Annotated in this window: 27 protein-coding genes; 8 read left to right on the top strand and 19 right to left on the bottom strand. The window is 73.4% G+C overall.

The window, feature by feature from the left end; all coding sequences use genetic code 11:
• Positions 1-135 precede the first annotated feature (135 nt).
• The 5 genes from IH80_RS0109525 to IH80_RS0109505 form a co-directional block, all read right to left on the bottom strand.
• A complete protein-coding gene (locus tag IH80_RS0109525) occupies positions 136-645 on the bottom strand; it encodes a hypothetical protein (protein ID WP_234432179.1) in 510 nt (169 codons plus the stop codon).
• A gap of 118 nt (positions 646-763) precedes the next feature.
• The gene (locus IH80_RS0109520; RefSeq protein WP_030959204.1) at positions 764-1,696 is read right to left on the bottom strand and encodes a 2-dehydropantoate 2-reductase; all 933 of its coding nucleotides are present in this window, start codon (positions 1,694-1,696) and stop codon (positions 764-766) included.
• Positions 1,693-2,661, bottom strand: coding sequence for a DMT family transporter (locus IH80_RS0109515; RefSeq protein ID WP_078906402.1), 969 nt, complete (start codon positions 2,659-2,661; stop codon positions 1,693-1,695). Before IH80_RS0109515 ends, IH80_RS0109520 begins: the two co-directional genes overlap by 4 nt.
• Positions 2,662-2,765: 104 nt before the next feature.
• Positions 2,766-3,518: an ArsR/SmtB family transcription factor gene (locus IH80_RS0109510; protein ID WP_051808990.1), complete on the bottom strand. Its 753-nt coding sequence runs from the start codon at positions 3,516-3,518 to the stop codon at positions 2,766-2,768.
• Positions 3,519-3,573: 55 nt separating this feature from the next.
• Positions 3,574-4,098, bottom strand: a complete 525-nt coding sequence (locus IH80_RS0109505) for a hypothetical protein (RefSeq protein ID WP_051808989.1) — start codon at positions 4,096-4,098, stop codon at positions 3,574-3,576.
• A gap of 135 nt (positions 4,099-4,233) precedes the next feature.
• On the opposite strand from IH80_RS0109505, the gene IH80_RS0109500 reads away from it, so the two are divergent.
• On the top strand, positions 4,234-5,106 hold the full coding sequence (locus IH80_RS0109500; protein WP_234432178.1) for a class I SAM-dependent methyltransferase: 873 nt from the start codon (positions 4,234-4,236) through the stop codon (positions 5,104-5,106).
• 131 nt (positions 5,107-5,237) lie between these two features.
• Here the strand turns inward: IH80_RS0109500 and dacB are convergent, their stop codons facing one another.
• Positions 5,238-6,869 carry a D-alanyl-D-alanine carboxypeptidase/D-alanyl-D-alanine-endopeptidase gene (gene dacB, locus IH80_RS0109490; protein ID WP_234432177.1) on the bottom strand — a complete coding sequence of 544 codons (1,632 nt, stop codon included), beginning with the start codon at positions 6,867-6,869 and terminating at the stop codon, positions 5,238-5,240.
• 143 nt (positions 6,870-7,012) lie between these two features.
• Here dacB and IH80_RS0109485 point away from each other — a divergent pair, with 143 nt between their 5' ends.
• A complete protein-coding gene (locus tag IH80_RS0109485) occupies positions 7,013-7,231 on the top strand; it encodes a hypothetical protein (RefSeq protein ID WP_030959195.1) in 219 nt (72 codons plus the stop codon).
• A gap of 134 nt (positions 7,232-7,365) precedes the next feature.
• Here IH80_RS0109485 and IH80_RS0109480 read toward each other — a convergent pair whose 3' ends face one another.
• The 4 genes from IH80_RS0109480 to IH80_RS0109465 form a co-directional block, all read right to left on the bottom strand.
• The gene (locus tag IH80_RS0109480) at positions 7,366-7,620 is read right to left on the bottom strand and encodes a hypothetical protein (protein ID WP_234432176.1); all 255 of its coding nucleotides are present in this window, start codon (positions 7,618-7,620) and stop codon (positions 7,366-7,368) included.
• A complete protein-coding gene (locus tag IH80_RS0109475; RefSeq protein ID WP_030959191.1) occupies positions 7,617-8,489 on the bottom strand; it encodes an isocitrate lyase/PEP mutase family protein in 873 nt (290 codons plus the stop codon). Before IH80_RS0109475 ends, IH80_RS0109480 begins: the two co-directional genes overlap by 4 nt.
• 176 nt (positions 8,490-8,665) lie before the next feature.
• Positions 8,666-10,102: a carotenoid oxygenase family protein gene (locus tag IH80_RS0109470; protein WP_030959189.1), complete on the bottom strand. Its 1,437-nt coding sequence runs from the start codon at positions 10,100-10,102 to the stop codon at positions 8,666-8,668.
• 152 nt (positions 10,103-10,254) lie between these two features.
• Positions 10,255-10,671 carry a hypothetical protein gene (locus tag IH80_RS0109465; protein WP_030959187.1) on the bottom strand — a complete coding sequence of 139 codons (417 nt, stop codon included), beginning with the start codon at positions 10,669-10,671 and terminating at the stop codon, positions 10,255-10,257.
• A 72-nt stretch (positions 10,672-10,743) separates the two neighbouring features.
• Here IH80_RS0109465 and IH80_RS0109460 point away from each other — a divergent pair, with 72 nt between their 5' ends.
• The gene (locus IH80_RS0109460; protein WP_030959186.1) at positions 10,744-11,052 is read left to right on the top strand and encodes a hypothetical protein; all 309 of its coding nucleotides are present in this window, start codon (positions 10,744-10,746) and stop codon (positions 11,050-11,052) included.
• Here the strand turns inward: IH80_RS0109460 and IH80_RS0109455 are convergent.
• A complete protein-coding gene (locus IH80_RS0109455) occupies positions 11,031-11,933 on the bottom strand; it encodes an oxygenase MpaB family protein (protein ID WP_037879334.1) in 903 nt (300 codons plus the stop codon). The two genes, IH80_RS0109460 and IH80_RS0109455, sit on opposite strands and share 22 nt — an antisense overlap.
• 101 nt (positions 11,934-12,034) lie before the next feature.
• Here IH80_RS0109455 and IH80_RS39065 point away from each other — a divergent pair, with 101 nt between their 5' ends.
• Both IH80_RS39065 and IH80_RS0109440 read left to right on the top strand, forming a co-directional pair.
• The gene (locus IH80_RS39065) at positions 12,035-12,385 is read left to right on the top strand and encodes an STAS domain-containing protein (protein ID WP_051808987.1); all 351 of its coding nucleotides are present in this window, start codon (positions 12,035-12,037) and stop codon (positions 12,383-12,385) included.
• Positions 12,386-12,447: 62 nt separating this feature from the next.
• Positions 12,448-12,906: a DUF5709 domain-containing protein gene (locus IH80_RS0109440; RefSeq protein ID WP_030959181.1), complete on the top strand. Its 459-nt coding sequence runs from the start codon at positions 12,448-12,450 to the stop codon at positions 12,904-12,906.
• Between the two features lie 31 nt (positions 12,907-12,937).
• On the opposite strand, the gene IH80_RS0109435 is transcribed toward IH80_RS0109440, so the two are convergent.
• Positions 12,938-13,165, bottom strand: coding sequence for a hypothetical protein (locus tag IH80_RS0109435; protein ID WP_030959179.1), 228 nt, complete (start codon positions 13,163-13,165; stop codon positions 12,938-12,940).
• 124 nt (positions 13,166-13,289) lie between these two features.
• The gene (locus tag IH80_RS0109430) at positions 13,290-13,826 is read right to left on the bottom strand and encodes a SixA phosphatase family protein (RefSeq protein ID WP_030959178.1); all 537 of its coding nucleotides are present in this window, start codon (positions 13,824-13,826) and stop codon (positions 13,290-13,292) included.
• A 107-nt stretch (positions 13,827-13,933) separates the two neighbouring features.
• Here IH80_RS0109430 and IH80_RS0109425 point away from each other — a divergent pair, with 107 nt between their 5' ends.
• The gene (locus tag IH80_RS0109425) at positions 13,934-14,308 is read left to right on the top strand and encodes a hypothetical protein (protein ID WP_030959177.1); all 375 of its coding nucleotides are present in this window, start codon (positions 13,934-13,936) and stop codon (positions 14,306-14,308) included.
• 22 nt (positions 14,309-14,330) lie between these two features.
• Here the strand turns inward: IH80_RS0109425 and IH80_RS0109420 are convergent, their stop codons facing one another.
• Positions 14,331-14,516 (bottom strand): hypothetical protein, encoded by a 186-nt coding sequence (locus tag IH80_RS0109420; RefSeq protein ID WP_051808985.1) that lies wholly within the window; start codon positions 14,514-14,516, stop codon positions 14,331-14,333.
• A gap of 147 nt (positions 14,517-14,663) precedes the next feature.
• Between IH80_RS0109420 and IH80_RS0109415 the strand changes: the two genes are divergently transcribed.
• The gene (locus tag IH80_RS0109415) at positions 14,664-15,884 is read left to right on the top strand and encodes an FUSC family protein (RefSeq protein ID WP_030959173.1); all 1,221 of its coding nucleotides are present in this window, start codon (positions 14,664-14,666) and stop codon (positions 15,882-15,884) included.
• Positions 15,885-15,916: 32 nt separating this feature from the next.
• Positions 15,917-16,303 (top strand): VOC family protein, encoded by a 387-nt coding sequence (locus IH80_RS0109410; RefSeq protein WP_030959171.1) that lies wholly within the window; start codon positions 15,917-15,919, stop codon positions 16,301-16,303.
• Between the two features lie 19 nt (positions 16,304-16,322).
• Here the strand turns inward: IH80_RS0109410 and IH80_RS45315 are convergent, their stop codons facing one another.
• The 5 genes from IH80_RS45315 to IH80_RS0109385 all read right to left on the bottom strand — a co-directional run bounded on the left by IH80_RS45315 (position 16,323) and on the right by IH80_RS0109385 (position 21,022).
• A complete protein-coding gene (locus tag IH80_RS45315; protein WP_199819235.1) occupies positions 16,323-16,478 on the bottom strand; it encodes a DUF6131 family protein in 156 nt (51 codons plus the stop codon).
• Between the two features lie 59 nt (positions 16,479-16,537).
• Positions 16,538-17,128, bottom strand: coding sequence for an AAA family ATPase (locus IH80_RS0109400; RefSeq protein ID WP_199819234.1), 591 nt, complete (start codon positions 17,126-17,128; stop codon positions 16,538-16,540).
• Between the two features lie 10 nt (positions 17,129-17,138).
• Positions 17,139-17,693: an NUDIX hydrolase gene (locus IH80_RS0109395; RefSeq protein WP_030959169.1), complete on the bottom strand. Its 555-nt coding sequence runs from the start codon at positions 17,691-17,693 to the stop codon at positions 17,139-17,141.
• Positions 17,690-19,186 carry an NUDIX hydrolase gene (locus IH80_RS0109390; RefSeq protein ID WP_030959168.1) on the bottom strand — a complete coding sequence of 499 codons (1,497 nt, stop codon included), beginning with the start codon at positions 19,184-19,186 and terminating at the stop codon, positions 17,690-17,692. The genes IH80_RS0109395 and IH80_RS0109390 overlap by 4 nt, the downstream gene beginning before the upstream one ends.
• A gap of 198 nt (positions 19,187-19,384) precedes the next feature.
• On the bottom strand, positions 19,385-21,022 hold the full coding sequence (locus tag IH80_RS0109385) for an ADP-ribosyltransferase domain-containing protein (RefSeq protein ID WP_030959165.1): 1,638 nt from the start codon (positions 21,020-21,022) through the stop codon (positions 19,385-19,387).
• Positions 21,023-21,164: the final 142 nt, after the last annotated feature.

Below are 21,164 nucleotides of genomic sequence, written 5' to 3'. Positions count from 1 at the left end.
CGGCCCGCCGCCCCGTCGCCCTCCGGACGCGGACGGCCGGCCGGCGATCGTGCCGAGGGCACCCGCGACGGTGTCTGCCGCGGCGGCGGTACCGGCCGCCGCGGCAGACACCGTCGCGGGCGCGCCCGTGCGGGCTCAGTAGCGCAGGGCCGTGCCGGTCTGCGCCGTCACCGTGCCGGACAGCTTGTGGGTGCTGCGGGCCGTGCCCTGCCCGGTGCCCTTCCCGGCGACGTCGGAGACCGTCACCACCACGGTGTCGACGAGGTGGCCGCTCTCGTCCTTGAACTCGACCTGCACCGCGAAGGACTTGGTGGCGTCGTCGGTGTTCCGTACGGTCACGGGGACCGACGTGTACCCGTCGGTGGCGGTGGTCACGGTCCCCAGGGACACCTGGTCCTTGGCGTCGACACCGTCCTTGACGTCGGCGAGCTTGTCCTTCGCGACGGCGGCCGCGGACTCGGCGGACTTGGCGGCCTCGGAGGCGGCCGACGAGACGGCCTCGCCGGCAGACCTCACGGCCGACGCCGCGCTGGAGACGGCACCGGACGGGCTGCCGTCGCCGCCCGAGCAGGCGGCGGCGCCGAGTGCCACCGCCGACAGCACCGCTCCTGCCGCACCACGCATCCACGCGACCTTCGCCACCACGCCTCCAAGGGTGTTCCGGGCCTCCCGGTCCTCCCAGTCAACGGCCCGGCGGCCCGGATGCCCACTGCACGGGGCATCCGGGTGAGGCGCGGCCGGCGGCCCCGCGGGGCGTGCGCCGTCAGGGGCGTTCCGCGGCCGCCAGGCGCTGCTCGTGGACGCGCAGGTGGAGGGCGGCGAGGTCCAGCAGGGGAGTGGCCACCCCCAGCGTGCGGGCGCGGACGGTGAGGTCGGTCAGTACGTGGTCGGCCTCCGTCGGCACTCCGGCGATCAGGTCGCGGTAGAGGGACGGCGTGAGGGGCGAGCCGGGGGTCGCGACCGTCGCCCTGGTGAAGGCCAGCTCGGCCTCGGGCACCGGGTGCCCGGCCGCGGCGGACACCGCCGCCGCCTCGGCGAGGAGGGACGCTCCGAGGGCCGTCCCGCCCGGTACGGCGTTCACCTCCCCCACGGTGCCGCGCATCAGGCAGGTGAAGGCGACCAGGGTGGAGATGAAGACCCACTTGTGCCACATGGCGTCGACGATGTCCCCGGTCGCCGGCGAGTCGATGCCCGCCCCGGCCAGGGCCGCACGGATGGCGTCCACACGGGCGGAGGGGCGGCCGTCCGTCTCACCGGTCAGGACGACCGCGGGCGGGGCCATGCGGACGATGTCCCCCTCCTCGTTCAAGGTGGTGACCACCTTCGCGACCCCGCCGAGGACCGCCCCCGCGCCGAGGCGCGCGACGAGCACGTCCAGGTGGGCCATCCCGTTCAGCAGGGGCACGACCGCGGTCCCCGGGCCGACGGTAGGCCCGATGTCCGCCAGCGCCGGGCCCAGGGCGGTCGCCTTCACGGAGAGCAGGACCAGGTCGTAGGGACCGCCAGGGGCGTCGGCCGTCACCAGCTTCGGCGTGAGGTGGAGCTTCTCCCCCTGGCCCTCGACCCGCAGTCCGCGGGACCGGAGGGCCTTCGCGCGCGCGGGCCGGACCAGGAAGGAGACGTCCTGCCCGGCTTCCGCGAGCCGGGCTCCGAAGAAGCCGCCGACGGCGCCTGCGCCGACCGTGAGGATCCTCATGTGCGGGTGCCTTTCGTGTGGGCGAGTGGAGTGCCGTCCACGGGCGTCCGAAGGGTTCGAGGGTTCCGAGGGGTGCGCGGCGCATACCGGGAGACCGCCACGCCGGCCAGGCACAGCGCCCCGCCCAGGAGCGTGAGCCAGCCCGGTACCTCGGCCAGCAGGGCCCAGCTCAGCAGGACGACGATGGCCGGGACGGCATACGTCGTCGCACCGAGCCGGCCGGCGGGCATGCGCGCCAGCGCGTACGTCCACGTGGTGAAGGCCAGGGCGGTGGGGACCACGCCCAGGTAGACCATGTTCAGGGTCGCCGAGAGCGGCGCCCGGGGCAGTTCGTCGAGCAGCCGGCCGGTGAAGGGCAGACAGACCACGGCGCCCGTCATGCAGCTGTACGCCGTGATCTGGAGGGGCGTTCCGTAGGAGAGGGCGGGCTTCTGCGCGATGACACCGGTCGCGTAGGCCACCGCCGCGAGCAGGCAGAGGACGACTCCGAGGAGCGAGGTGGTGCCGCCCTCCCCGGACGACATCGACAGGCCCACGACCACCGCGCCGGCGAAGGAGACGGCCATGCCCGCCAGCAGGCGCGGCGGGAGCGCCTCGCCGAGCAGGCGGGCCGCGAGCAGCGCCATGAGGATGGGCCCGGTGTTCACGAGCAGGGAGGCCGTACCGGCGTCGACCAGACGCTCACCCCAGTTCAGCGCGACCGTGTAGCCGCAGAACCACACGACACCGGAGACCAGGATGCCCCGCCAGGCCTCACGGGGCGGCAGGCCCTGGCGGCGGACCAGGAGCAGGACGCCCAGCACCAGCGAGGCGGCCAGCAGCCGGCCGAGGGCCAGCGCGCCCGGGGAGTAAGCGGCGCCCGCGCTGCGGATGGAGACGAAGGCGGAGGCCCAGGCGAACACCGTGAAGGTGACGGCGCCGACCGTGAGGACGCCGGGCGGGATCGGACTCGAACGGAACGTCATGCCACCCACTCTACGAGCGCAACATTTCGGCGTCGACCGAAATGTTGTTCCTGGGTCCCGGCAGGGAGGGCGGGCCGCACTGTGCCGACCGCGACGCAGGCACCTCAGGCCCAGGCCTGCGCAGTGATGCCCAGCAGGTCACCGAAGGCCCGCTCGCCCGCCGCGGTGACCTCCAGTGCGCGTCCGCCGCCCGGCGGGTGCACCACCCATCCCTCCTCCAGCGAGCGTGCGCACAGCCCTGCCCCGGCCAGGCCGCCCAGATGGCGGCGCCGCTCGGTCCAGTCCAGGCAGGAGCTCGCCGCCCGCCTGCGCCCCCCGCCGCCGAGGCCGATGCCGGCGTCGGCGCACCAGAGCCGGCCGGCCTCCGTCAGCTCGAACACGCCGTCCGTGCGCAGCAGGCCGCGCCGCTCCATCGCGTCGGTCACCGCCATGCCCAGCCGGCCGGCGAAGTGGTCGTAGCAGGTACGGGCCCGGGCCAGCGGATCGGGTGCGCCGACCACCGGTACGGCGTGCGCGGCGTCCCGGTCCGGCACCGCGTGGGAGGCGAGCCCGTCGAGCAGGCGGGCGGTCGCCGCGTCGGCGACGCGCACGTAGCTGTGGCGGCCCTGGCGCTCGGTCACGCAGATCCCGGCATCGAGCAGCCGGGCCAGGTGGCCGGAGACGGTGGAGGGCGCCACGCCGGTGATCCGGGCCAGCTCGCCTGCGGTCCAGGCGCGCCCCTCCAGCAGTGTCAAGCAGATCGCTGCCCGCGTCTCGTCGGCCAGGGCGGCGGCGAAGGCCGCCAGGCGGGCCGCGGGGGCCGGGGTGTCCGCCGGGGGCGGGGTGCTCGCGGGCGACCCGGGAGGCAACTCGTTCATCCATCCAGGATGCCCCATTGCTTCGGTATGCGACGAACTATCGGCCACGCTCCGGTCAGTGACCGGCCGCGGCCTTCACCAGCGCCACGGCCAGGCCGATCGCCGCGTCGATCGCGCCCGCGAGCAGGGCGACGACCGCGCCGCTGCCCATGCGGACGCCGCCGTACCAGCCCCACCCGAACAGGCCGGCGACACTCACGCCGGCCGATGCGCACAGGGCCGTGCGCAGGTCCATCACCCCCAGGGCGGAGGAGGCGATGAGGACCAGCGGGCCGACGGCGGACAGCAGCAGCGGACTGCCGACCCACAGCATGTGCCGCAGCTCGGCTCCGGTGGCGAGCCGCCCGTGGACCACCCGGTGGGCCTGCTGGTCGGAGACGAGGGCCGCCAGCCACAGTCCGACGGCGGCGGTCAGCACGGTGGCCGCCGTCCCGGTGGCGGTGGCGTGCTCCGACGCGGCCAGGCCGATCACCACGGAGATCATGGTGATCGTGGCGTAGAGCCGCTCCTTCAGACGGGCCGCGGCGGCCGCCGCCACATCGGCGGGCGCGTCGTCGGCTGCGGCGTCGGCGTGATCCATACCGCCAGCCTAGGGGTGTCCGCAGCCCTCGCAGTGCGACCGCCGAGGGCCGGGCGTGCCCTCTGTCGTGACGGCATTTCACCGGCCACACTGATGGCTCGGGGGCGCAACGCCCCGTCGCGAGGAGGCGGTGGCGTGGTGCCGGAAGACCCCGTGGACAACCCCGTGGACAACCCCGCGGAAGACCCCGTGGGGCGACCCGCTCCGTTCGTACGGCCCCAGGTGTGGGAGACGTACGGGCCGGCCGATCTCAGCACCGTCCCGGTGTTCGCCGGTGGGTTCATCAACTTCGGCTACTGGCACCGGGTCGACCTCGAAGGACGGCTGTCGCAGGACGACCGGATCCGCAGCGAGCAGGACCTCTACCGGCACGTGCTCGACGCCGTCGCCCCCGACGGCGGCCGGGCCGTGGAGGTCGGCTGCGGCCTCGGGCTCGGATGCGCCCTGGCCCTCGACGAGTACGGACCCGCAAGCGTCACCGGGGTGGACATCCATCCGCAGCAGCTCCGGCGGGCCCGAGCAGCGAACTCCCCGCTCCTCGCCGTCCGGCCGCAGCGGCTGCGCTTCCTGCTCGGGGCGGCCGAGAGCCTGCCGCTGGGCGACGGGGAGTTCGACTGCCTCTACAGCGTCGAGGCCGTCCAGCACTTCCCGGATCTGCCGGCGTTCGCCCGCGAGGCGGCACGCGTCCTGCGCCCGGGCGGCCGGATGGCGGTCGCCGGCTTCTTCACCGTCGACGGCGCGCCCGCGCCCGAGGAGCGGCTCGCGGGGCTGCTGGAGACGTTCGCCAGCGGACTCGACCTCGCCCGGCCCGTCTCCCGGATGGCGGACGCCCTGGCCGACGCGGGCTTCGCCGACGTGCGGGCGGACTCGATCGGCCCGCAGGTATGGCCCGGCTGGGACCGTTGGCTCGCCCGCCTCTGGGCGCCCGGCACCTGGCCGCGCAACTTCATGGCCGCCTGGGAGCAGCGGATCCTGGACTACTACCTGATCACCGCCGCCCGCCGGTAGCGGTCGATCGCCTCCCGGGCGTCGGGGACGAACGTCCGCAGGCTGACCAGTTCGGCCAGTTCGGCCAGTTCGGCCCCGGTCACCCAGTCGTCTGGGCGCGGGGCGCCGCGCCGGGGCCCCACGACGGACCGTCAGGGTGGCGGCGGGGCCTCCTGGAGATGGGCGGCGATCATGGCGAGGTCATTGGCGATGGCCACGACGTCCTGGGTGTTCGCGCTCGGGGTGGAGGCGCCGTTGACCCCCGCGTAGAAGGGGTCGAAACGGCCGCCGCCCCGGTCCAGGTACCCGGCGATGGTGATCGCTCCGACGGCCAGCCTGTCGTTGAGCGCGTCCCCGCCGACCGCCGCCCCGGTCTTGGCGAACACCTTCCCGCGGGCCGGGCAGTCACGGCAGTTCTCGGCCAGCAGCCCGTCGACGCCGAGGATGGGCAGGGCCTCCCGGAAGAGCCGTGCGTCGGGGGTGCGCTGCCAGTACGTCAGCATCTGCACCAGCGCCTCGGGCGTGGCCCGGTCGGCGGGGTTGCCGCCCCGGCCGTCCATCAGCTGGAGCTGTCCGCGGTCGACGCCCGCCTCGTCCAGGAAGTCGGCGAGCACCGGGAAGCCGTCCTCGCACTGGCGGCTGCCGGTCGTGACGGCCAGCAGGCAGATGCCCAGGTTGGCGCCCAGATTGTGGCTGACCTTGAGGATCAGCTTCGCGTACTGGGCGTAGGGAGGGGAGGTGTACGCGGCCACCCGCGGCCGGCCGTCGTAGTCGCGGGGCAGCCGGCCGACCTGATGGGGACCCGTCGGGTCCGCGGTGACCCGGACCCCGGCCCGTTCCAGTGCCTCGATCAGCGCGGTGCGTCCGAACGCGGCGGGGTCGGTGACGGGGGAGGTGCGCAGCAGGGGCTCGGCGTCCGCCGCGATGGTGCCCGACAGCCGGATGCGGGTGCCCCCGTCGGTGGCCGTCACCGTGATGTCGGTCGGCCCGCCGGCCGCGACCGTCTTCACCGTCGAAGCGACCTGGTACGGGGCGACCTTCGGCCGCCAGTCCAGCCGGGCGGCCGCGCCCGCGCGGTCCCCGGGCGTGGTCATGAGGTCGATCAGGTTGTCGTTGATGATCAGCGGCGTCGGGGTCGGGTCGAGGACGGGGTCGGGGGCGAACAGCCGGCTGTCCACGATCACGTCCCCGTCCACACGGGTGATGCCGGAGGCGCGTACCTGGCGGGCGAGCTCGTCGATCCCGGCGAGGGGGTTCTCCGGGGTCAGGGTCGCCCCGGTGAAGTCGTTGGCGTAGGTGTGGTCGAGGTCCGTGTACGCGACCGTGCCGTCGGGGCGGGTCCTGCCGCCCATGGTGAGGTCGCCCTGCGCCACGAGGTCGAGGTCGCCGGTCAGGGTGGCGCCCCTTCGCTCACCGACCGCGTAGACGGGTGTCACGAAGCGGTGTGCGGAGCCGAGGGTGTGCCACGGACCCGAGACGCTGACCAGCTTGGCGGTCGACCCGGGGATGAAGAACTGCTCGGGGAACATGCTGTGCACCACGCGGCCGCCGTCCGGTCCGGTCTGCAGCAGACCCCATTGGGCGTTGCGGTACGCCGGCTTGCGCATGATCTCCGTGATGCGCGGGTCGAGGCCGCCGGTGGGGGAGGGCGTGGGAGGAGGGGAGGGCGTGGGGGCCGGGGCCGCGCCGGAGGCCGTACCGGAGGCCAGCGCCACGCACAGGAGCGCGGCGCAGCCTGCGGTCAGCCCGCGGCGCAACGGGGCGGTGGGGTGCCGACCGTTCACAGCGCGCTCCGTTCGTCGCGGCTGCCTTCCCCGAGTGCTGTAAACAGCGTGGCACGCCCCGTTCGGGGGTGCACGTCACTACCGGCGGCACCCACCCGGGTCATGCGGGGTGACCCCCGCCGGGGCAAGATCGTTCCCAGGGCATGCGACTGAACGTACGAACCGCCGCCCTCGTCCTGGCCCTCGCGGGCTCCGCCCTCACGACCGCCACCGCCGCCCACGCCGCGGTGCCCACCGCGGGCCCGGCCGCGACCACCGTGGCGTCAGCACCGGCCGACGGCCCCGTCGACGAGCTCTCGGACGACCTGACCGACGACCTCGGCGACGTGGTCGGGGAACTCGACCTGACCGGCGAGGACTGAGGACGGACAGGCACCACCGCCCCGCACCGGCCGGTACCCCGCGCCGACCGGGACCCCGCACCGGCCGGCACCCCGCACCGGCCGGCCCCGCCTCGGCGGGGCCGGCCGTTCGCGTCGCGCAGGGCCCGTAGGGCTCAGTCGTTCCCGTCGCCGGGGCGCACTGCGTCGACGAGGGTGGCGAGCACGTCGACGGCGCTGCCGTCGTGGTCACTGCCCGCCGTCCCGCTCCCGCTCTGGAGGTTGGCCGCGCGGTCGACCTCGACGACGGAGTCGGAGTGCGAATTGTCGATGACGGTGATCAGGCTGCCGCTCGCGGCGGCCGGCGCCGTGCCCCCACCGATGAGGGCCACCGCGAGCGCGGCCGCGGCCCGCATGCGCGCGCCGGTCACACCTTCACGCTCTCACGCGCCACCGGCACGGGGTGGTGGCGCGAGATGTTCTTGGTCAGCAGCCTCGTGGACTCGCCGACCCCGACCTCCGCGCCCCCTTCGGCCGCGGGCAGCCGCCCGTCGGCGAGTCGCAGTTCGGCGAGGGCGGTGTCCATCGCCTTGTGCGCGGCGAACAGGCACGGGGTGCTGTAGATGGCCAGGTCGACACCGAGTTCGGTCAGCTCGGTGAGCGAGAGCCGCGGTGACTTGCCGCCGGCGATCTGGTTGAACAGCAGCGGCTTGCTGCCGACGGCCTTACGGATCCGCTCGATCCACTCCACGCTGCGGACCCCGTCGACGAGGACGACGTCCGCGTCGGTCGCCGCCAGGGCCTGCGCGCGGTGGATGATGTCGGCCTCCTCCGTCGCGTCGGTCCGGGCCACGACGACCAGGTCCTTGCGGGTCGCCAGCACCATCTCCAGCTTCTCCAGGTACTCCGTCAGCGGCAGCACCTGCTTGCCGTCGGCGTGGCCGCAGCGCCGCGGGCGCTTCTGGTCCTCCAGGATCACGCCGGAGGCGCCCATCCGTTCCAGGCCCTCCACGACGTGGCAGGCCACTTCGGGGTCGACGTAGCCGTCGTCGATGTCGACGAGCAGGTGGTGACGGGGGAAGGCGCCGCGCAGTCGCTGGACGAAGGCCACCATGTCGGGCCAGGCGATGAATCCGATGTCGGGCAGCCCGTAGTAGGAGGCGGCGAACCCGAATCCGGAGACGAACATCCCGTCGTAGTGCGCGGCCGCCACCGAGGCCGAGTACATGTCGTACACCCCGATGAGCGGCGTGGTGCCCGGCTCGGCGATCTGTTCCCGCAGCTTGTTCCCGTAAGTCATCGTTCGGTTCCTCCGAGGAGCGCATCGGCACAGGGAGGGCAGAGAGCCGCGCCACCAGGGCTCTTTACCTGAAGCAGATCCTTCCTTGGTGAAGAGCGGAACTTTCGCGGGTGAAGCCTTTACTCACCCCGACGGAGTAGCCGGTTCACCACAGAAACGTCACTGGAAGCGTGTTCTCAGGCCTCGGTGGGCAGCCAGCAGCCGTGCAGCCCGAGGGGGACCCGGACGGGGATGCGGGCGCGTGCCACCGGTCCGGCCTCCGGGTCCTCGGCGGGGATGACCAGGAACCAGCTCGACCCGTCGGTACGGTCGGTGGCGAAGGTCAGCCAGTGGCCGTGCCCGTCGGAGTTCCGGCCGGGCTCGGGGGCGAAGACCGGCTCGCCGACCGAGAGGTTCCCGGCCTCCCATACGCGGGAGTCCCCGGTCTCCGCGTCGTACCAGCGCACGGCGTCGTACTCGCCCGGCAGCAGGTCCGTCCGGCCGGTCCCGGTGGCCAGCGCGGCGTACCGGTACGGCCGGCCGATGAGCCGGTCGTCGACCCGGGGGAACTCCACCCGGGAGTCGTCCAGCAGGGTGCGGGTCATGCGGCCGGTGGCCGGTTCGATGCGCGCCCGCACCAGGCCGCCGCTCGGCTCGTCCCCGGCCGCGCCGTCCGGGGACGAGCCGACCGTGAGCCGGGCCCACTGGACGTAGTCGAGGACCACCGCGGCGTCCTCCCCGGGGCCGTCGTCGTGGGCGTTCACGGTGTGCCACAGCCAGAACGCCCCGCCGGCCGCCCCGCGCGGCGGACCGCCGTCGCGCGGGATCAGCGCCACCCGGGTCCCGCGTTCGGGCCGCCAGGACAGGAACGAGCCGCCCGCCATCGCCGCCGCCAGGTCGAAGAAGGCCGGGGCGAGGACCAGGACCACGTAGCGGCCGGTGAGGGCCATGTCGTGGATCATCATCGGTTCGTCCACGCCGTCGACGGGCGTGGGCCCGCGGGTGACGGCGCCGTCGCGGCCGATGACCGACCAGGTGAGGTACGGCGGCTCCAGGCCGTAGCAGAACACGACCATCTCGCCCGTGACCGGATCGATCTTGGGATGGGCGGTGATGCCGGCGGGCAGTGCCCCGTCGAAGTCCTCACGGCCGACGGTCGCCAGTCCCGCGTCGATCCGGAAGGGGCACGCCGACTCGGCGAGGGCCAGCATCCGGCCGCCGTGCCGGACGACGTTGATGTCGGGGAGGTCCCGGAAGGTGCCCGCGAGCTCCGGACCGACCTGGTCGGCGTCCGGCACGATCATCGACTCCAGACCGCCCCACAGCGCGCGTCCGGCCCGCTCCTCGGCCTCCAGCGCCGGGGTGCGGACGAACCGGTTGCGGTAGCGGGCGCGGCCCCCGGACAGCCAGACGCCGTGCAGCATCCCGTCACCGTCGATCGGGTACAGGTACGAGCCGATCGGGGTGAACCGCGGATTCGGGCCGTTGCGCAGGTACAGGCCGTCCAGCGAGGGCGGCAGTTCGCCCGTCACCTCCAGGTCGGCCGCGTCGACCTCTTCCGTGACCGGCGCGAACGAGCCCAGGAGATGGGGGACCCGGGTGGGGTCGAAGCGGGGCGGTACGTGCGTCTTCACGGGTCCTCCCGGCGGGTGCCCGGCGGGGTCCGGCGAGGGGAGGGCCTCCTCCGCGGCGCGCCGTCGCGGCACTCCCTCCAGTGAATCGCGGTGCCCGTCCGGGGGCCAGACCGGGCGCCCGCGCAGGACGGCCGGAAGGCCCCACCGAGGGATCAGGCGGGGGTGAACACGTCCGCGCGCGCGTCGTCGAGGACGAAGCCGTTGTCGAGGCGGACGCGAACCGTCACGCGCGGGCCGTGTTCCCGGTGGGCGGTCCACGCGGGTTCGAGGGAAGCCACCTGCTCCGCCAATTGCAGCCTGCTCGCCGGGGGCATCTGGTGGCCGAAGTCGTCCAGGAGGGCCTTGAGCCGTACGTACTCGCGCACGTCGTGGGGCTGCTCCCGCTCCCGGGGTGCGTCCACCCGCTCGACGGTGCCCGCGGTACCCGACGCGAGGGACAGCGAGCCGACGACGGCGTCCTCGCCCTGCGGGCCGTCCTCGCCCGCCGGGCCGTCCTGGGCCGTGCACACGGTCCCGGCCAGCCGGAGGTCTGCCGCCAGCTTGACCCGCTGGCCTTCCTGGAGCGTCATGGGTCGTTCACTTCTCCGGTCGGGACGGGGCGGGGTGCCTGCCGTGTCGGTGCCGCAGCCTAGTCTCCCACCATGTCAGTCAACATCGATCTTGCATTCACCGTCACCGGCCTGACCGACGAGCCGCAGGCCCGGGAGACCGTCGGCGCCCTCGAGGAACTGATGCGCGACGAGTCCATAGACGGCTACGTCCGCATCACCGTCGGCGTCGACGCCGACGGCGCGTGCCGCGTCCTCGGCAAGAGCCGCTTCCCGCTCAGCATCTCGGGCTTCCACCGGTGGCAGCCGCACTTCGAATCGCTCTTCGCGATGACGGTCGCGGACGTGACCGCCGCCGCCAGGGCGGAGATCGACTGGGGCTACCCGGACGAGGAGTACTGACCCGCGCGGCCAGGGGCCGGCGGCAGCGCCCAGCGGATCGCCCGGGTCACGGCGTGGCCGCCTGCGCGGGCGGCCAGGCCCGGCATCCGCTCGGCCGCGGCCCCCGAACCGGCGGTGACCGCCGTCCTCGCCCAGGCCGGCAGCAGGTCCACGGCCGCCGCCGCGAGCAGCGCGTACGGCAGCCGGGCGGCCCCCGGCAGCGGCGGATCGGTGAGCAGGAAACGGGCCGTGTCCCGGGACGCGTCCGTCGGCCGCAGGGCGGGCCGGTACCCGGCCATCCGCACCGCCAGCTCCCGCACGTCCTGCGGCGGCCGTTCCACGCCCAGCGCCCGGGCCACCCGCGCCGTGTCGGCGAGGTACGCGTCGCAGCCCGCCGGATCCAGCGGATGCCTGCCGTACCGCTGGTGGGCCCGCAGGAAACAGTCCGCCTCGGCGGCGTGCACCCAGCCCAGCAGCTCCGGGTCGTCGGCCCGGTACGCCACGCCGTCGGCCGTCCGGCCCCGGACGCGGGCGTGCACCCCCCGGACACGGGCCACCGCCGCCTCGGCGTCGGCGCTCGTACCGAAGGTGGTGACTGCCAGGAAGGTGCTGGTCCGGTGCAGGCGGCCCCACGGGTCGCCGCGGTACCCGGAGTGCGCCGCCACGGCGGCCATCGCGACGGGGTGCAGCGACTGGAGCAGCAGGGCGGCGAGGCCCCCGACGAACATCGACGCGTCCCCGTGCACCCGCCTGACCGGCCGGTCCGGCGCGAACCAGCGCGGTCCCGGAGTCGAGTGGATCCGCTGCCGGTTGCGGGCTCCGTCGGGTCCGGCGACGCGCAGGAAGACCGCCTCGCCGGCCTGCCGCCGGATCCGCCGGACGGCGGTCGTCGGGGTCGCCATGCGCCCAGTATGCGCCCGCCGCCGCTCCGCGGTCCCATGGACGGGAGGACGGTTGAGCGAAACCGCGGCGGGCAGGTGCCCCATGTACGAGGAGGTACGTCATGGCTGCCGAGGACGCCGCCGTTGCGGAAGCCGCCGCCGACACCGGCCACTGCGGTCCCTACGTGGTGCCGGTGAGCGGCGACATGGACCGGGACCACGCGGGCGAACTGCGGAAGACACTCGCCGCAGCCCTCTCGCAGGCCCCCGAGGGCGCCGACATCGTCGTCGACCTGCGGAATTGGTCCTTCTGCGACTCCGCGGGCCTCAACACGCTGCTGGACGCCCGGCGGCAGGGTGTCCGAACGGGCCACGTCCTGCGCCTGGCCGCGCCCAGCCACCAGTTGCTGCGGCTGCTCGAACTCACCGGTTCGAACGGCTTCTTCCCGCTGGACGCCTCCGTGTCCAACTGAGCACACCGGGGACCGGTGCGCCCCCGCCGGCGCCACGCCGACCCGACCGATCGGAGAACCCGATGAGCAGCGCCGACGAAGCCTACGGCGACGACGTCTACCAGCCGCAGGAGAGCGACGAGACCGCCGAGGCCCAACCCGACATGGAGAACACCCTCGACGAGCCGGGCCTCGACGACACGCTCGACACCGCCTACGTGCCCCTCGACCGCCCGCTGGCGGTGGACGACAGGGGCACGACCGCCGCCGAGGCGCGCGCGGGCGAGACGCTGGAACAGCGCCTCGCCCGGGAGCAGCCCGAGGTGTCCGACGAGGACGAGGTCTCCGACGAGGCCGGCGACGCCCTGCTGGGCGGATCGGACCGTGCGGGCCGCCTGGCCGCGGTCGACGACTCCGCCCCGCAGCGCCACATCTCCGTACTGGCCCGTGACGTCGGGATCGACGGCGGAGCGGCATCGGCCGAGGAGGCCGCGGTCCACGTCGTGGAGGAACTGCCGCCCGCCGAGGACCTGGACGTCTGAGCTGCGGCGCCCCTCCTCGGCGTCCCGGCGGTCAGATGATGTGGATGCGCTCCAGGGCGCCGGCGGTGTCACGGATCATCAGGTCGTTGCCCTTGGCGCGTTCGCGCTCGATGAAACCGAGCAGGAGCACGGCCCGGTTGATCACGTCGGACTTGCTCACGCCGGACGCGGCCGTCAGCTCCGAGACGATCGTGACCGCGGGCGGGCACAGGGTCACGGAGTAGCGCTCGGTGTCGGGATGAGGGGGAAGTTGATCCATGGTGTCGTCCTTCCTGAGGGGCGGATGATGCACCATCGTTGCATCAATCCGGCACGGAAGCGCACCAATTGCGTGCACAGGTGAGGCACGGAGCTGCGGGTCGGCGAGCGGGCCGCTGAGTTGGTCAGTGAGCCGGTGACCACAGGGCGGTCAGATGCCCCTTGCCGGGGGTCAGGTCCCCCCAGCCGCCCGCGAGGTCCACCACCACGACGCCGGAGGTCGGGAAGCCGTCCTTCAGCTGCTCCAGCAGCTCCGCCGGGCCGCTGCCGCACAGCGCGGTCGCCAGCTCGTGGATGCCCGTGTTGTGGCCGACCAGCACCAGACAGCCCAGCCCCGACCCGCGCTCCGTCAGCACGGTGACCAGCGCGCTCGGCGCCGCGTTGTAGAGCCTGTCGTCGTAGACGGCGTCCGGCGGGTCCGCCAGGGCGGGGACCATCAGTTGCCAGGTCTGACGCGTCCTTCGCGAGGGCGAGCACAGCGCGAGGTCCGGCTCGTAGCCGCTCTCCGCCAGCCAGCGGCCGGTACGAGGTGCGTCGGCCCTGCCGCGCTCGCCCAGGCCACGCTCGAAGTCCTCCGCGGGGTCGCCCTTCGGTACCGCCTTGGCGTGCCGTACCAGCAGCAGTCGACTCCCGGTCGTGTGCGGCGCGGGGTCCGGGGACATGGGCGCTCTCCCTTCCGGCTGGTGCGCGTACGGGTACAGGCTCATGGTGCGGTGGGTCCCGGAGGCGCGCACCCGCACCCGGCCGCGGGCGGACTACGCTGCGAGGGATGGAACGCGCAGACGTACTCAGGCGAGTGATCGGCATCCTCACCGAGGCCCAGGACATCCGCCGGGCCGCCGAGGCCGGGGAGGAAGCCGAGGGCCCGGGTGGGACGGCCGGTGTGGCCACACAGCTCCTGAACGAGATGCTGCCCTCGATCAGCGTGCCGGCCGACGCGTCGCCGCAGCAGGTGGCGACCCTGGTGGCCGAGGCCCTCGGGCCGGCCCTGCACACGATGGTCTCCGGATTCAGCCTGGCGTTCACCAGCCTCGCGATCGCCCATGACGCAGGACGCACCGACGTCTCCTCGATCGAGGTCCTCCAGGAACTCGCCCTGGAGGTCGAGGCCGGCACCTACGACGAAGGCCCCTGGGAGCACTGACCCGTCCGTGGGACGGGAGCCGTCAGTCGGCGTCCTCCTCGTCCGGGTGGGACATCTTCCGCTCCTGCCGCCTCCGCAGCTCCTCCGGGGTCTTGCCGGCGACCGGCTTGCTGGCCTCGGGGTGCACGGGGTCCGGACCGGGGTGTTCCTGCGCGTGCTCCTCGCGGCCTCCGGCCGGCCGCTGCCGCTTGTCCTCCGTACCCTTCATGGCTTTCGCTCCCTCGCAGATCCGATCGACGCTGACTTCGGACTCCCCCCACCTACCCCCCCGGTCACTCGTGACACGATCGCGACACGAACGGACTCGACCACTGTGGCACGTGTCATCCCCCACGGCCTGGGAAGATGCGCAGTCATGCCGGAAACGATCAGCAGCATCGCCACCCGTGTCGCACGGCGCCGCCGCGAGCCGGTCGCCGTCCAGGCCCTGCGCTCCACCGCCGCGGCCGTGATCAGCTACGTCGTCGCACTCCGCCTGAGCAGCGAGCCCAACCCACTGACCGCCCCGCTGACGGCCCTGCTCGTCGTCCAGGTCACGCTCTACTCCACGTTGACCACCAGCATCCGCCGGGTCAACTCCGTGGTCGTCGGCGTCCTGATCGCCATCGGGTTCAGCGCGCTGGTCGGCCTCACCTGGTGGAGCCTGGGCCTGCTGATCCTGGCCTCCCTCGTGGTGGGCCACCTCGTGCGCGTGGACGAGTTCGTCCCCGAAGTCGCGATCAGCGCGATGCTCGTCCTCGGCGTCACCCAGGTGGCGGACACCGCCTGGGACCGGGTACTGGAAACCCTCATCGGCGCGGTGGTCGGACTGCTGGTCAACCTCCTGCTGGCGCCGCCCCTCTGGGTCGGACCGGCCGGCGCCGCGATCACCGACCTCGCCCTGCGCATGAGCCGGCTCCTCAAACACCTCGGAGAAGAACCCCGGGGCCCGGGCAAGGTCGAACAGGCCGCTGCCCGACTGCACGAGGCGCGACGCCTCGACAACGACATCGCACAGGTCGACACCGCCCTGCGGCAGGCCGAGGACAGCCTCCGGCTCAACCCGCGGGTCAAGGAGGGCCTGCTCTTCCGGCTGGTGCTGCGCACCGGTCTGGACACCCTGGAGATCTGCGCGGTGGTGCTCCGCGTGGCCTGCCGGACCCTGACCGACCTGGCCAAGGTCCGCCCCGACGGCCCGCTCTTCGAGCCCGCCACGGGCGAGGCGCTGCGCGAGGTGCTGCGGCACACCGCGATCGCCGTGGAGAGCTTCGCCCAGCTGATCACCGCCCAGGTGAGCGCCAACGCGGAGGAGGCCGAAGCCCGGCTGTCCGGTGAGCTCGCCGTGGCGCGGGCCCACCGGGACCGGCTCGCGGACCTGCTCCTGGCCTCCGCCAGGGAGGACCCCGAACACTGGCAGTTGCGCGGCGCGCTGCTCTCCGAGATCGACCGCGTTCTGGACGAGCTGGGCGTGGAGAAGCGGTCGCAGCGCCTGCTGGAGGAACTCGACCGCCACACCCGCAGCCGGCGCACCGACGGGGTGCGTGGCCGGCTGCGGGCGTGGACCCGCAGGAGCCGCGGGGCGGAGCGGCCCGGGTGACGATGGGGGCGCGGTGCGCGAAGGTGGGGGGCATGGTGCACGTACTGGGCAGCAGGATCCTGCTGCGACCGACGGACCCCGAGCGTTCGCGCGCGTTCTACGGCGAGACCCTCGGCCTCGCCGTGTACCGCGAGTTCGGCACGGGGCCGGACCGCGGCACGGTCTATTTCCTGGGCGGCGGCTTCCTCGAGGTGTCGGGACGGGCCGACGCGCCGCCCGTGCCGGGCTTGCGGCTGTGGCTCCAAGTCGCCGACGTAGAGGCGGCGTACGAGGAGTTGCACAGCCGCGGCGCCGAAGTGCTGCGGCCTCCGCTGCGGGAACCGTGGGGACTGGTGGAGATGTGGATCGCCGACCCCGACGGCGTGCGGATCGTCGTCGTGGAGGTCCCGGAGGACCATCCACTGCGCTTCCGTCCCTGAGTGCCAGGAGGGCCCGGCATCAGTAGTAGTGCTTGCGGCCACCCACGGAGTGTCCGACCGCACCCAGTACCCAGAGCACCAGGCCGATGATGACGAGGATCAGGCCGATCGTCCAGAGGATCGAGATCCCCGTGACGAAGCCGACGATCAATAGGATGACGCCCAGAACGATCATGGCTACCTCCTGGTTCCTGTCGAACCGGTATGCACGGCGTCTACCACGGTTGGGCGTCCTTATGCCTTTTTCATCCGTTTCTTGCCGACGGCGTTGCCGGGTGGTCGGTCGACCCGGGGCGGCAGCCCCGCCAGGCCCGTGTCGCGCAGGATGAGGTCGATCGTCGCGGTGAGGGTGCTGTCGGCCCCGACCACGGTCTCGACGCCGCCGGGGAGGACGTCGCGCTCCCGGTACCAGTCGCGCAGCTGCAGCTCGGTCACCTGGGCCAGGTACTCGGGATCCGCCTTCGATGCATGGCGGGTCAGCGTCTCCTCGATCGGGACGTCGAGGTAGTAGCAGCGCGAGACGCCGCGGTGGTCGCCGAGCAGGCCCGCGAGCATGTCGCCGTACCGGTCGGCGTACAGGATGCCCTCGACCACCACGTGGTAGCCGGCGTCCAGCGCGTACCGGGCGACCGTGTCGATCAGCCCGATGTTGGCGCCGCCGGGCACGTCCCGCTCCCTCAGTACGGTCCGTCTCAGGTTGTCCTGGCCGACCAGAGCCAGGCCGCGGCCGAACCGGTCGCGGACACCCGCCGCCACCGAGGACTTGCCGGACGCCGAGTTGCCCCGGACGACGACGAGCCGGGTTTCTTCGCTCCCCACGGTCATGCCGGGCACGCTACCGGCCCTCTCGTGCGCCGGTCGCCGGGCCGGCGAGGAACTCGGTGCGGCCGGGACCCGGTTCGCCGTCCCGGTGCTCCACGGGGTCGCCCGGCCGCTGGAAGTGGACGGCCGCCGGGAGCCCGGCCCGGTAGGCGTCCAGCCCTGCCCGGCAGTACGCGACCATCGGCGCGGGCAGGGCGTCCAGCGCGTACCAGCCCATGCCGTCGCACCGGTCCGGCTCCATGATCCGGGGCGGGCCCGACCATCTGCGCACCTCGAAGAAGACGCCGAGGCGGGACGACGAGCCCGTCGGGGGACGGTGGTGCACGGTGACCGCCGCCCGGACGTCCGCCGGGTCGATGACGACCCCGGTCTCCTCACGGGCCTCCCGGACCACGGCCTCGACGAAGTCCTCGTCCGCCTCCAGATGACCGGACGGCAGATGCCACATGCCGGTCGCGTACACCGGTCCGGCCCGTCGCGACAGCAGCACCTCGGGACCGTGCCCGCCGTCGCGGCACAGCAGGAGGTGCACGTCGAGCGGCAGGGTGTGCCTGCGCGGCGCGGTCATCGGGCGCTCCCGGGGCCGTTCCAGCCGAGTTCGGTGTAGGCACGTCCGGCGCGGATGCCCTCGAGCGCGGCGCGGGCGTAGGGGACGATCGGCTCGGGCAGGGCGTCGAGGGGCCACCAGTCCCACGACACGCACCGGTCGGGCTCCAGCAGTCGGGGCTCCCCGCGCCAGCGCCGGGCCCGGAAGACCAGTTGCACGCGCGGCGGGGCACCCGGGCGGTCCCTGACGTGCACCAGGTGGACGAGGTCGACGTCGGCCGGGTCGATGACGAGCCCGGCCTCCTCCTGCGCCTCCCTGACCAGACAGCTGACGGCGGACTCCTGTTCGCAGTGCCCGGCGAGGAAGTGGTGGGTGGAGCCCGCGTAGGCGGAGTCGGGGTGCCGCAGTCCGAGCAGGACCTCACCGTCGCGTTCCAGGTAGAGGTGCACACCGACGATGTGGGGCAGCGGTGCGTTCGCGGACCCGGCGCGGCCCGGCTCCGGGGCGTGCTCCGGGCCGTGCTCTGCGGCGTGCCGCCGGATCAGGGCGAGGGTCGAGGGACTCAACCGCAGGCGGGGCATGGTCCGCAGGTCGTGCCAGGCGAGCATGACCCCCTCGGTCAGGGTGAGGACGCCGGGATCGCCGTTCCAGCGGGCGGCGAAGACCTGCACGGGGACGGTGGTGCCGTCGGCTCCGGTGGCGTGTTCCACCGCGAACGGCTCCAGGGCGGACGGCTCGAGTCCGGCCTCCTCCCGCAGCTCGCGGCGGACGGCGTCCTCCAGGGAGGTGTCCTGCGGCTCACGGCCGCCGCCGAGGAGGGCCCAGGCGCCCGGCTCCCAGATGTCCGGGACGTGGTCCCGCAGGTGGAGCAGGTAGCGGCCCGCGCCGTCGTGGATCAGCGCCGAGGCGTTCACCGGCTCGGCCCGGCCGTCGAGCCCGGACTCCAGCAGTACGGCCCGCAGGGCGGGCGGGCCGACCTCGTCGAAGGGGAGCCACTCGGTTTCCGGACCCCCTCCGGGACGCGGTGCCATGTCGGTGGTCTCCTCGGCCAGGTGCAGGACCATGCGGAAGTCGTAGTGCGTGCGGGCCGGTTCACCCCCGGCCGGCACCGCGTCCGCGGTGTGGACGGCGATGTCGACGGGCACGTCCAGGTACTCGGCGGTGTGACAGAGGGCGGCGGGCGGGATTCCCGCCTGCACGTGGACCGCGCGCAGCGCGGCGGCGAGGAGCGTACGGTCGTCCGGCCCGACGCGCCCGCCCGGCAGGAGGAGGCTGCCGCCGGGCCGGTGGCGGACGTGCAGGACGCGTCGGTGCCGGTCGACCACGACCGCACTGCACGTGATGCGCCCGGCCAGGGCCGTCGGGCCGGCGGGGTCGGCGGTATCGGGGGGATCGGGGGGACCGGCCCCGGCGTCGAGCGCGGTCAGCAGGTCCTCGAGCGCCTCGCGCCCGGCGGGACGGCGTTCGAGATGGGCGGCGACGGCGCCGCGGAGGTGGGAGCGGGTGGGCGGCACGTGAACCTCACGGGTGCGGGGGAGGGACGGCTCCAAGAACGGCTCGGGGCGCGGCCCGTCACGGTCGGCGCGGGGGCAGTCGGTGAACGGATGTTCTGGCCGGCGGGGGCGGCTCTGAAACTCGCTCGAACAGCGTGGGCCACCCTCGCGGGGGATTGCCCCGTGGTGAGCGGGGCGATCCCGGCACACCCCGTCCGTTCAGGACACGAGCGTCTGCTCCTGCAGCTCGGTGAGCTTGACGGTGCACAGACCGCCGCGCTCCGCCTTCACCTCCGTGACCTCGAGCTGCGTACCGGGCGCGAGGATGTACTCCTCCTCGTCGGTGAAGGCGGAGAAGCTGCGGATGCCCACCGCGCGTACGGGGGTCACCTCGAAGAGCGTCCGCTTCCCGCGCCCGCCGAGGAACGCCCGCGCCACGCCCGGCTTCGACGTGCACGAGGACACGCCCCACCAGGTCACCGTCCGGCCGAGCGGGTACTGCGCGCGCAGGTCCAGGGACACCCCGCGCCACAGGGGCTCCGTACGGGCGGGGAGCCGGGACACGGCCGAGAACAGCAGGCGCAGGTAGGGGATGTACGGGACGAGCCGTGCGCGGTCCGGGGACCGGAGCACGGCGTTGATCTCCCGGTAGAACGCGGACTCGCAGGTGTAGAGGTGGAGGGCGGCGATCGCGTCGGCGGACAGGCGGCCCGAGGGGGTGTCGTCCGCGCGCCTCTTGCCGAACTCGTGGGACGTCCTGATGTGCCGCTCGAGGCCGGACAGCACGGCGCCCACCGGGCCGACGGCCTCCTCGAAGCCCATCAGCGGCGTGTCGAACACCCCGGTGATCGCGGGCAGGACGAGGCCCTCGTCCTTGACGCTCGCGAGGCGTTCCAGATACAGCTGGTGGAGTTCCATGGTGGACGCGATGAAGGCACCCATGCGTTCCGCGACGTCCCCGCCCGCCCCGCCCGCCGCGCCGGCCCCGTCCGCGTGCGCGGCCGTCGTGTTCCACCCCTTGCTCGGCAGCCAGTCGATCCCGTCGGAGCCCAGCGAGGCGAGGGCCTCGTTGACCATCGCGAAGTGATCACCCTCACAGAAGACGTCGCCCTGGGCCGCCGGGTTGGGGTGGTCGATGTGGCGGACCTCGACCCCGGGATACTTCTGCTGGAGCCGCAGGACGACCTTCTTCAGGTTCCGGGCGTGCGCCCCCCACCAGGCGAAGACGACACCGCGGTCCTCCTCGTCGGCGTCCTGCTTGGCCTTGAGGATCTCCTCGACGATCCGCTCGGCGACGGGACGCCAGAACGCGGTGTGCCGGTCGGTGCCCGTCGTTCCGTCACTGCCGGCGGTGAGGGCGGCGTTCAGCAGCAGCACGCCCTGCGTGAGCATCGCCTGGAACCACTCGGGCGGCTGGACGGTCTCCCGTTCCTTCAGGAGCGCGCGGACCTCGGCGATGGGCGTCTTCTTGGCGATTCCGTACTTCCACATGGCGGCGGCCTTGATGATGCAGCGGATGCTGACGACCCTGCCGAACTGGCTGTCCTTCCAGTCGTGGAAGGTGTTGTCGAACATGGCTATGCCGGTGGCGCTTTCAGGCCGCGGGTAGGGATTCTGTCCGAAGACCACCACCTTCCATTTGTGCGGTGGGTGGGGCTTGAGCGCCTGGAAGGTCAGTTCACGGACGGGCACCACTTCCGGGCTGCGGCCCGCGCCGATGAAAGAGGCCGCATCGGGTTGTGCCTCGATGACGGGCCGCAGTAGCGGAAGCCAGGGTTCGCCGCCCCCTTTGAAGAGTTCGGCAAGGCCCAGCGGGTCATTCGCGTCGGGCTGGGCCGGGATATTGGCATCGCTCATGGTGGCGGAACTCCGAAAATGTCGGACCGTGCCGATGGGGCAGGGCAAAAGGATCGTTGACGTGCGGGCGGAAAAGGGAGGCGGGTGCGGTGGGGAACGCCCGGGGCGCCGCGCGGTGGACCGGCCCGGCTGCCGTGCGGGG

Origin of the sequence: Streptomyces sp. NRRL S-378 (genome assembly GCF_000720645.1) — a bacterium.
Taxonomy (GTDB): Bacteria; Actinomycetota; Actinomycetes; order Streptomycetales; family Streptomycetaceae; genus Streptomyces.
The sequence above is the reverse complement of the archived record's forward strand: the minus strand, read 5'-3'. Positions and strand labels throughout refer to the sequence as shown.

Bases quoted from the DNA above. Each gene is read 5' to 3' on its own strand.
- IH80_RS0109435 (WP_030959179.1), bottom strand. From the start codon at position 13,165: ATGGATCAACTTCCCCCTCATCCCGACACCGAGCGCTACTCCGTGACC.
- IH80_RS39065 (WP_051808987.1), top strand. From the start codon at position 12,035: ATGGCTGCCGAGGACGCCGCCGTTGCGGAAGCCGCCGCCGACACCGGC.
- IH80_RS0109395 (WP_030959169.1), bottom strand. From the start codon at position 17,693: ATGACCGCGCCGCGCAGGCACACCCTGCCGCTCGACGTGCACCTCCTG.
- IH80_RS0109475 (WP_030959191.1), bottom strand. From the start codon at position 8,489: ATGACTTACGGGAACAAGCTGCGGGAACAGATCGCCGAGCCGGGCACC.
- IH80_RS45315 (WP_199819235.1), bottom strand. From the start codon at position 16,478: ATGATCGTTCTGGGCGTCATCCTATTGATCGTCGGCTTCGTCACGGGG.
- IH80_RS0109460 (WP_030959186.1), top strand. From the start codon at position 10,744: ATGTCAGTCAACATCGATCTTGCATTCACCGTCACCGGCCTGACCGAC.
- IH80_RS0109465 (WP_030959187.1), bottom strand. From the start codon at position 10,671: ATGACGCTCCAGGAAGGCCAGCGGGTCAAGCTGGCGGCAGACCTCCGG.
- IH80_RS0109415 (WP_030959173.1), top strand. From the start codon at position 14,664: ATGCCGGAAACGATCAGCAGCATCGCCACCCGTGTCGCACGGCGCCGC.
- IH80_RS0109430 (WP_030959178.1), bottom strand. From the start codon at position 13,826: ATGTCCCCGGACCCCGCGCCGCACACGACCGGGAGTCGACTGCTGCTG.
- IH80_RS0109440 (WP_030959181.1), top strand. From the start codon at position 12,448: ATGAGCAGCGCCGACGAAGCCTACGGCGACGACGTCTACCAGCCGCAG.
- IH80_RS0109455 (WP_037879334.1), bottom strand. From the start codon at position 11,933: ATGGCGACCCCGACGACCGCCGTCCGGCGGATCCGGCGGCAGGCCGGC.
- IH80_RS0109385 (WP_030959165.1), bottom strand. From the start codon at position 21,022: ATGAGCGATGCCAATATCCCGGCCCAGCCCGACGCGAATGACCCGCTG.
- IH80_RS0109485 (WP_030959195.1), top strand. From the start codon at position 7,013: ATGCGACTGAACGTACGAACCGCCGCCCTCGTCCTGGCCCTCGCGGGC.
- IH80_RS0109425 (WP_030959177.1), top strand. From the start codon at position 13,934: ATGGAACGCGCAGACGTACTCAGGCGAGTGATCGGCATCCTCACCGAG.
- IH80_RS0109510 (WP_051808990.1), bottom strand. From the start codon at position 3,518: ATGAACGAGTTGCCTCCCGGGTCGCCCGCGAGCACCCCGCCCCCGGCG.
- IH80_RS0109515 (WP_078906402.1), bottom strand. From the start codon at position 2,661: ATGACGTTCCGTTCGAGTCCGATCCCGCCCGGCGTCCTCACGGTCGGC.
- IH80_RS0109505 (WP_051808989.1), bottom strand. From the start codon at position 4,098: ATGGATCACGCCGACGCCGCAGCCGACGACGCGCCCGCCGATGTGGCG.
- IH80_RS0109420 (WP_051808985.1), bottom strand. From the start codon at position 14,516: ATGAAGGGTACGGAGGACAAGCGGCAGCGGCCGGCCGGAGGCCGCGAG.
- IH80_RS0109400 (WP_199819234.1), bottom strand. From the start codon at position 17,128: ATGACCGTGGGGAGCGAAGAAACCCGGCTCGTCGTCGTCCGGGGCAAC.
- IH80_RS0109520 (WP_030959204.1), bottom strand. From the start codon at position 1,696: ATGAGGATCCTCACGGTCGGCGCAGGCGCCGTCGGCGGCTTCTTCGGA.
- IH80_RS0109410 (WP_030959171.1), top strand. From the start codon at position 15,917: ATGGTGCACGTACTGGGCAGCAGGATCCTGCTGCGACCGACGGACCCC.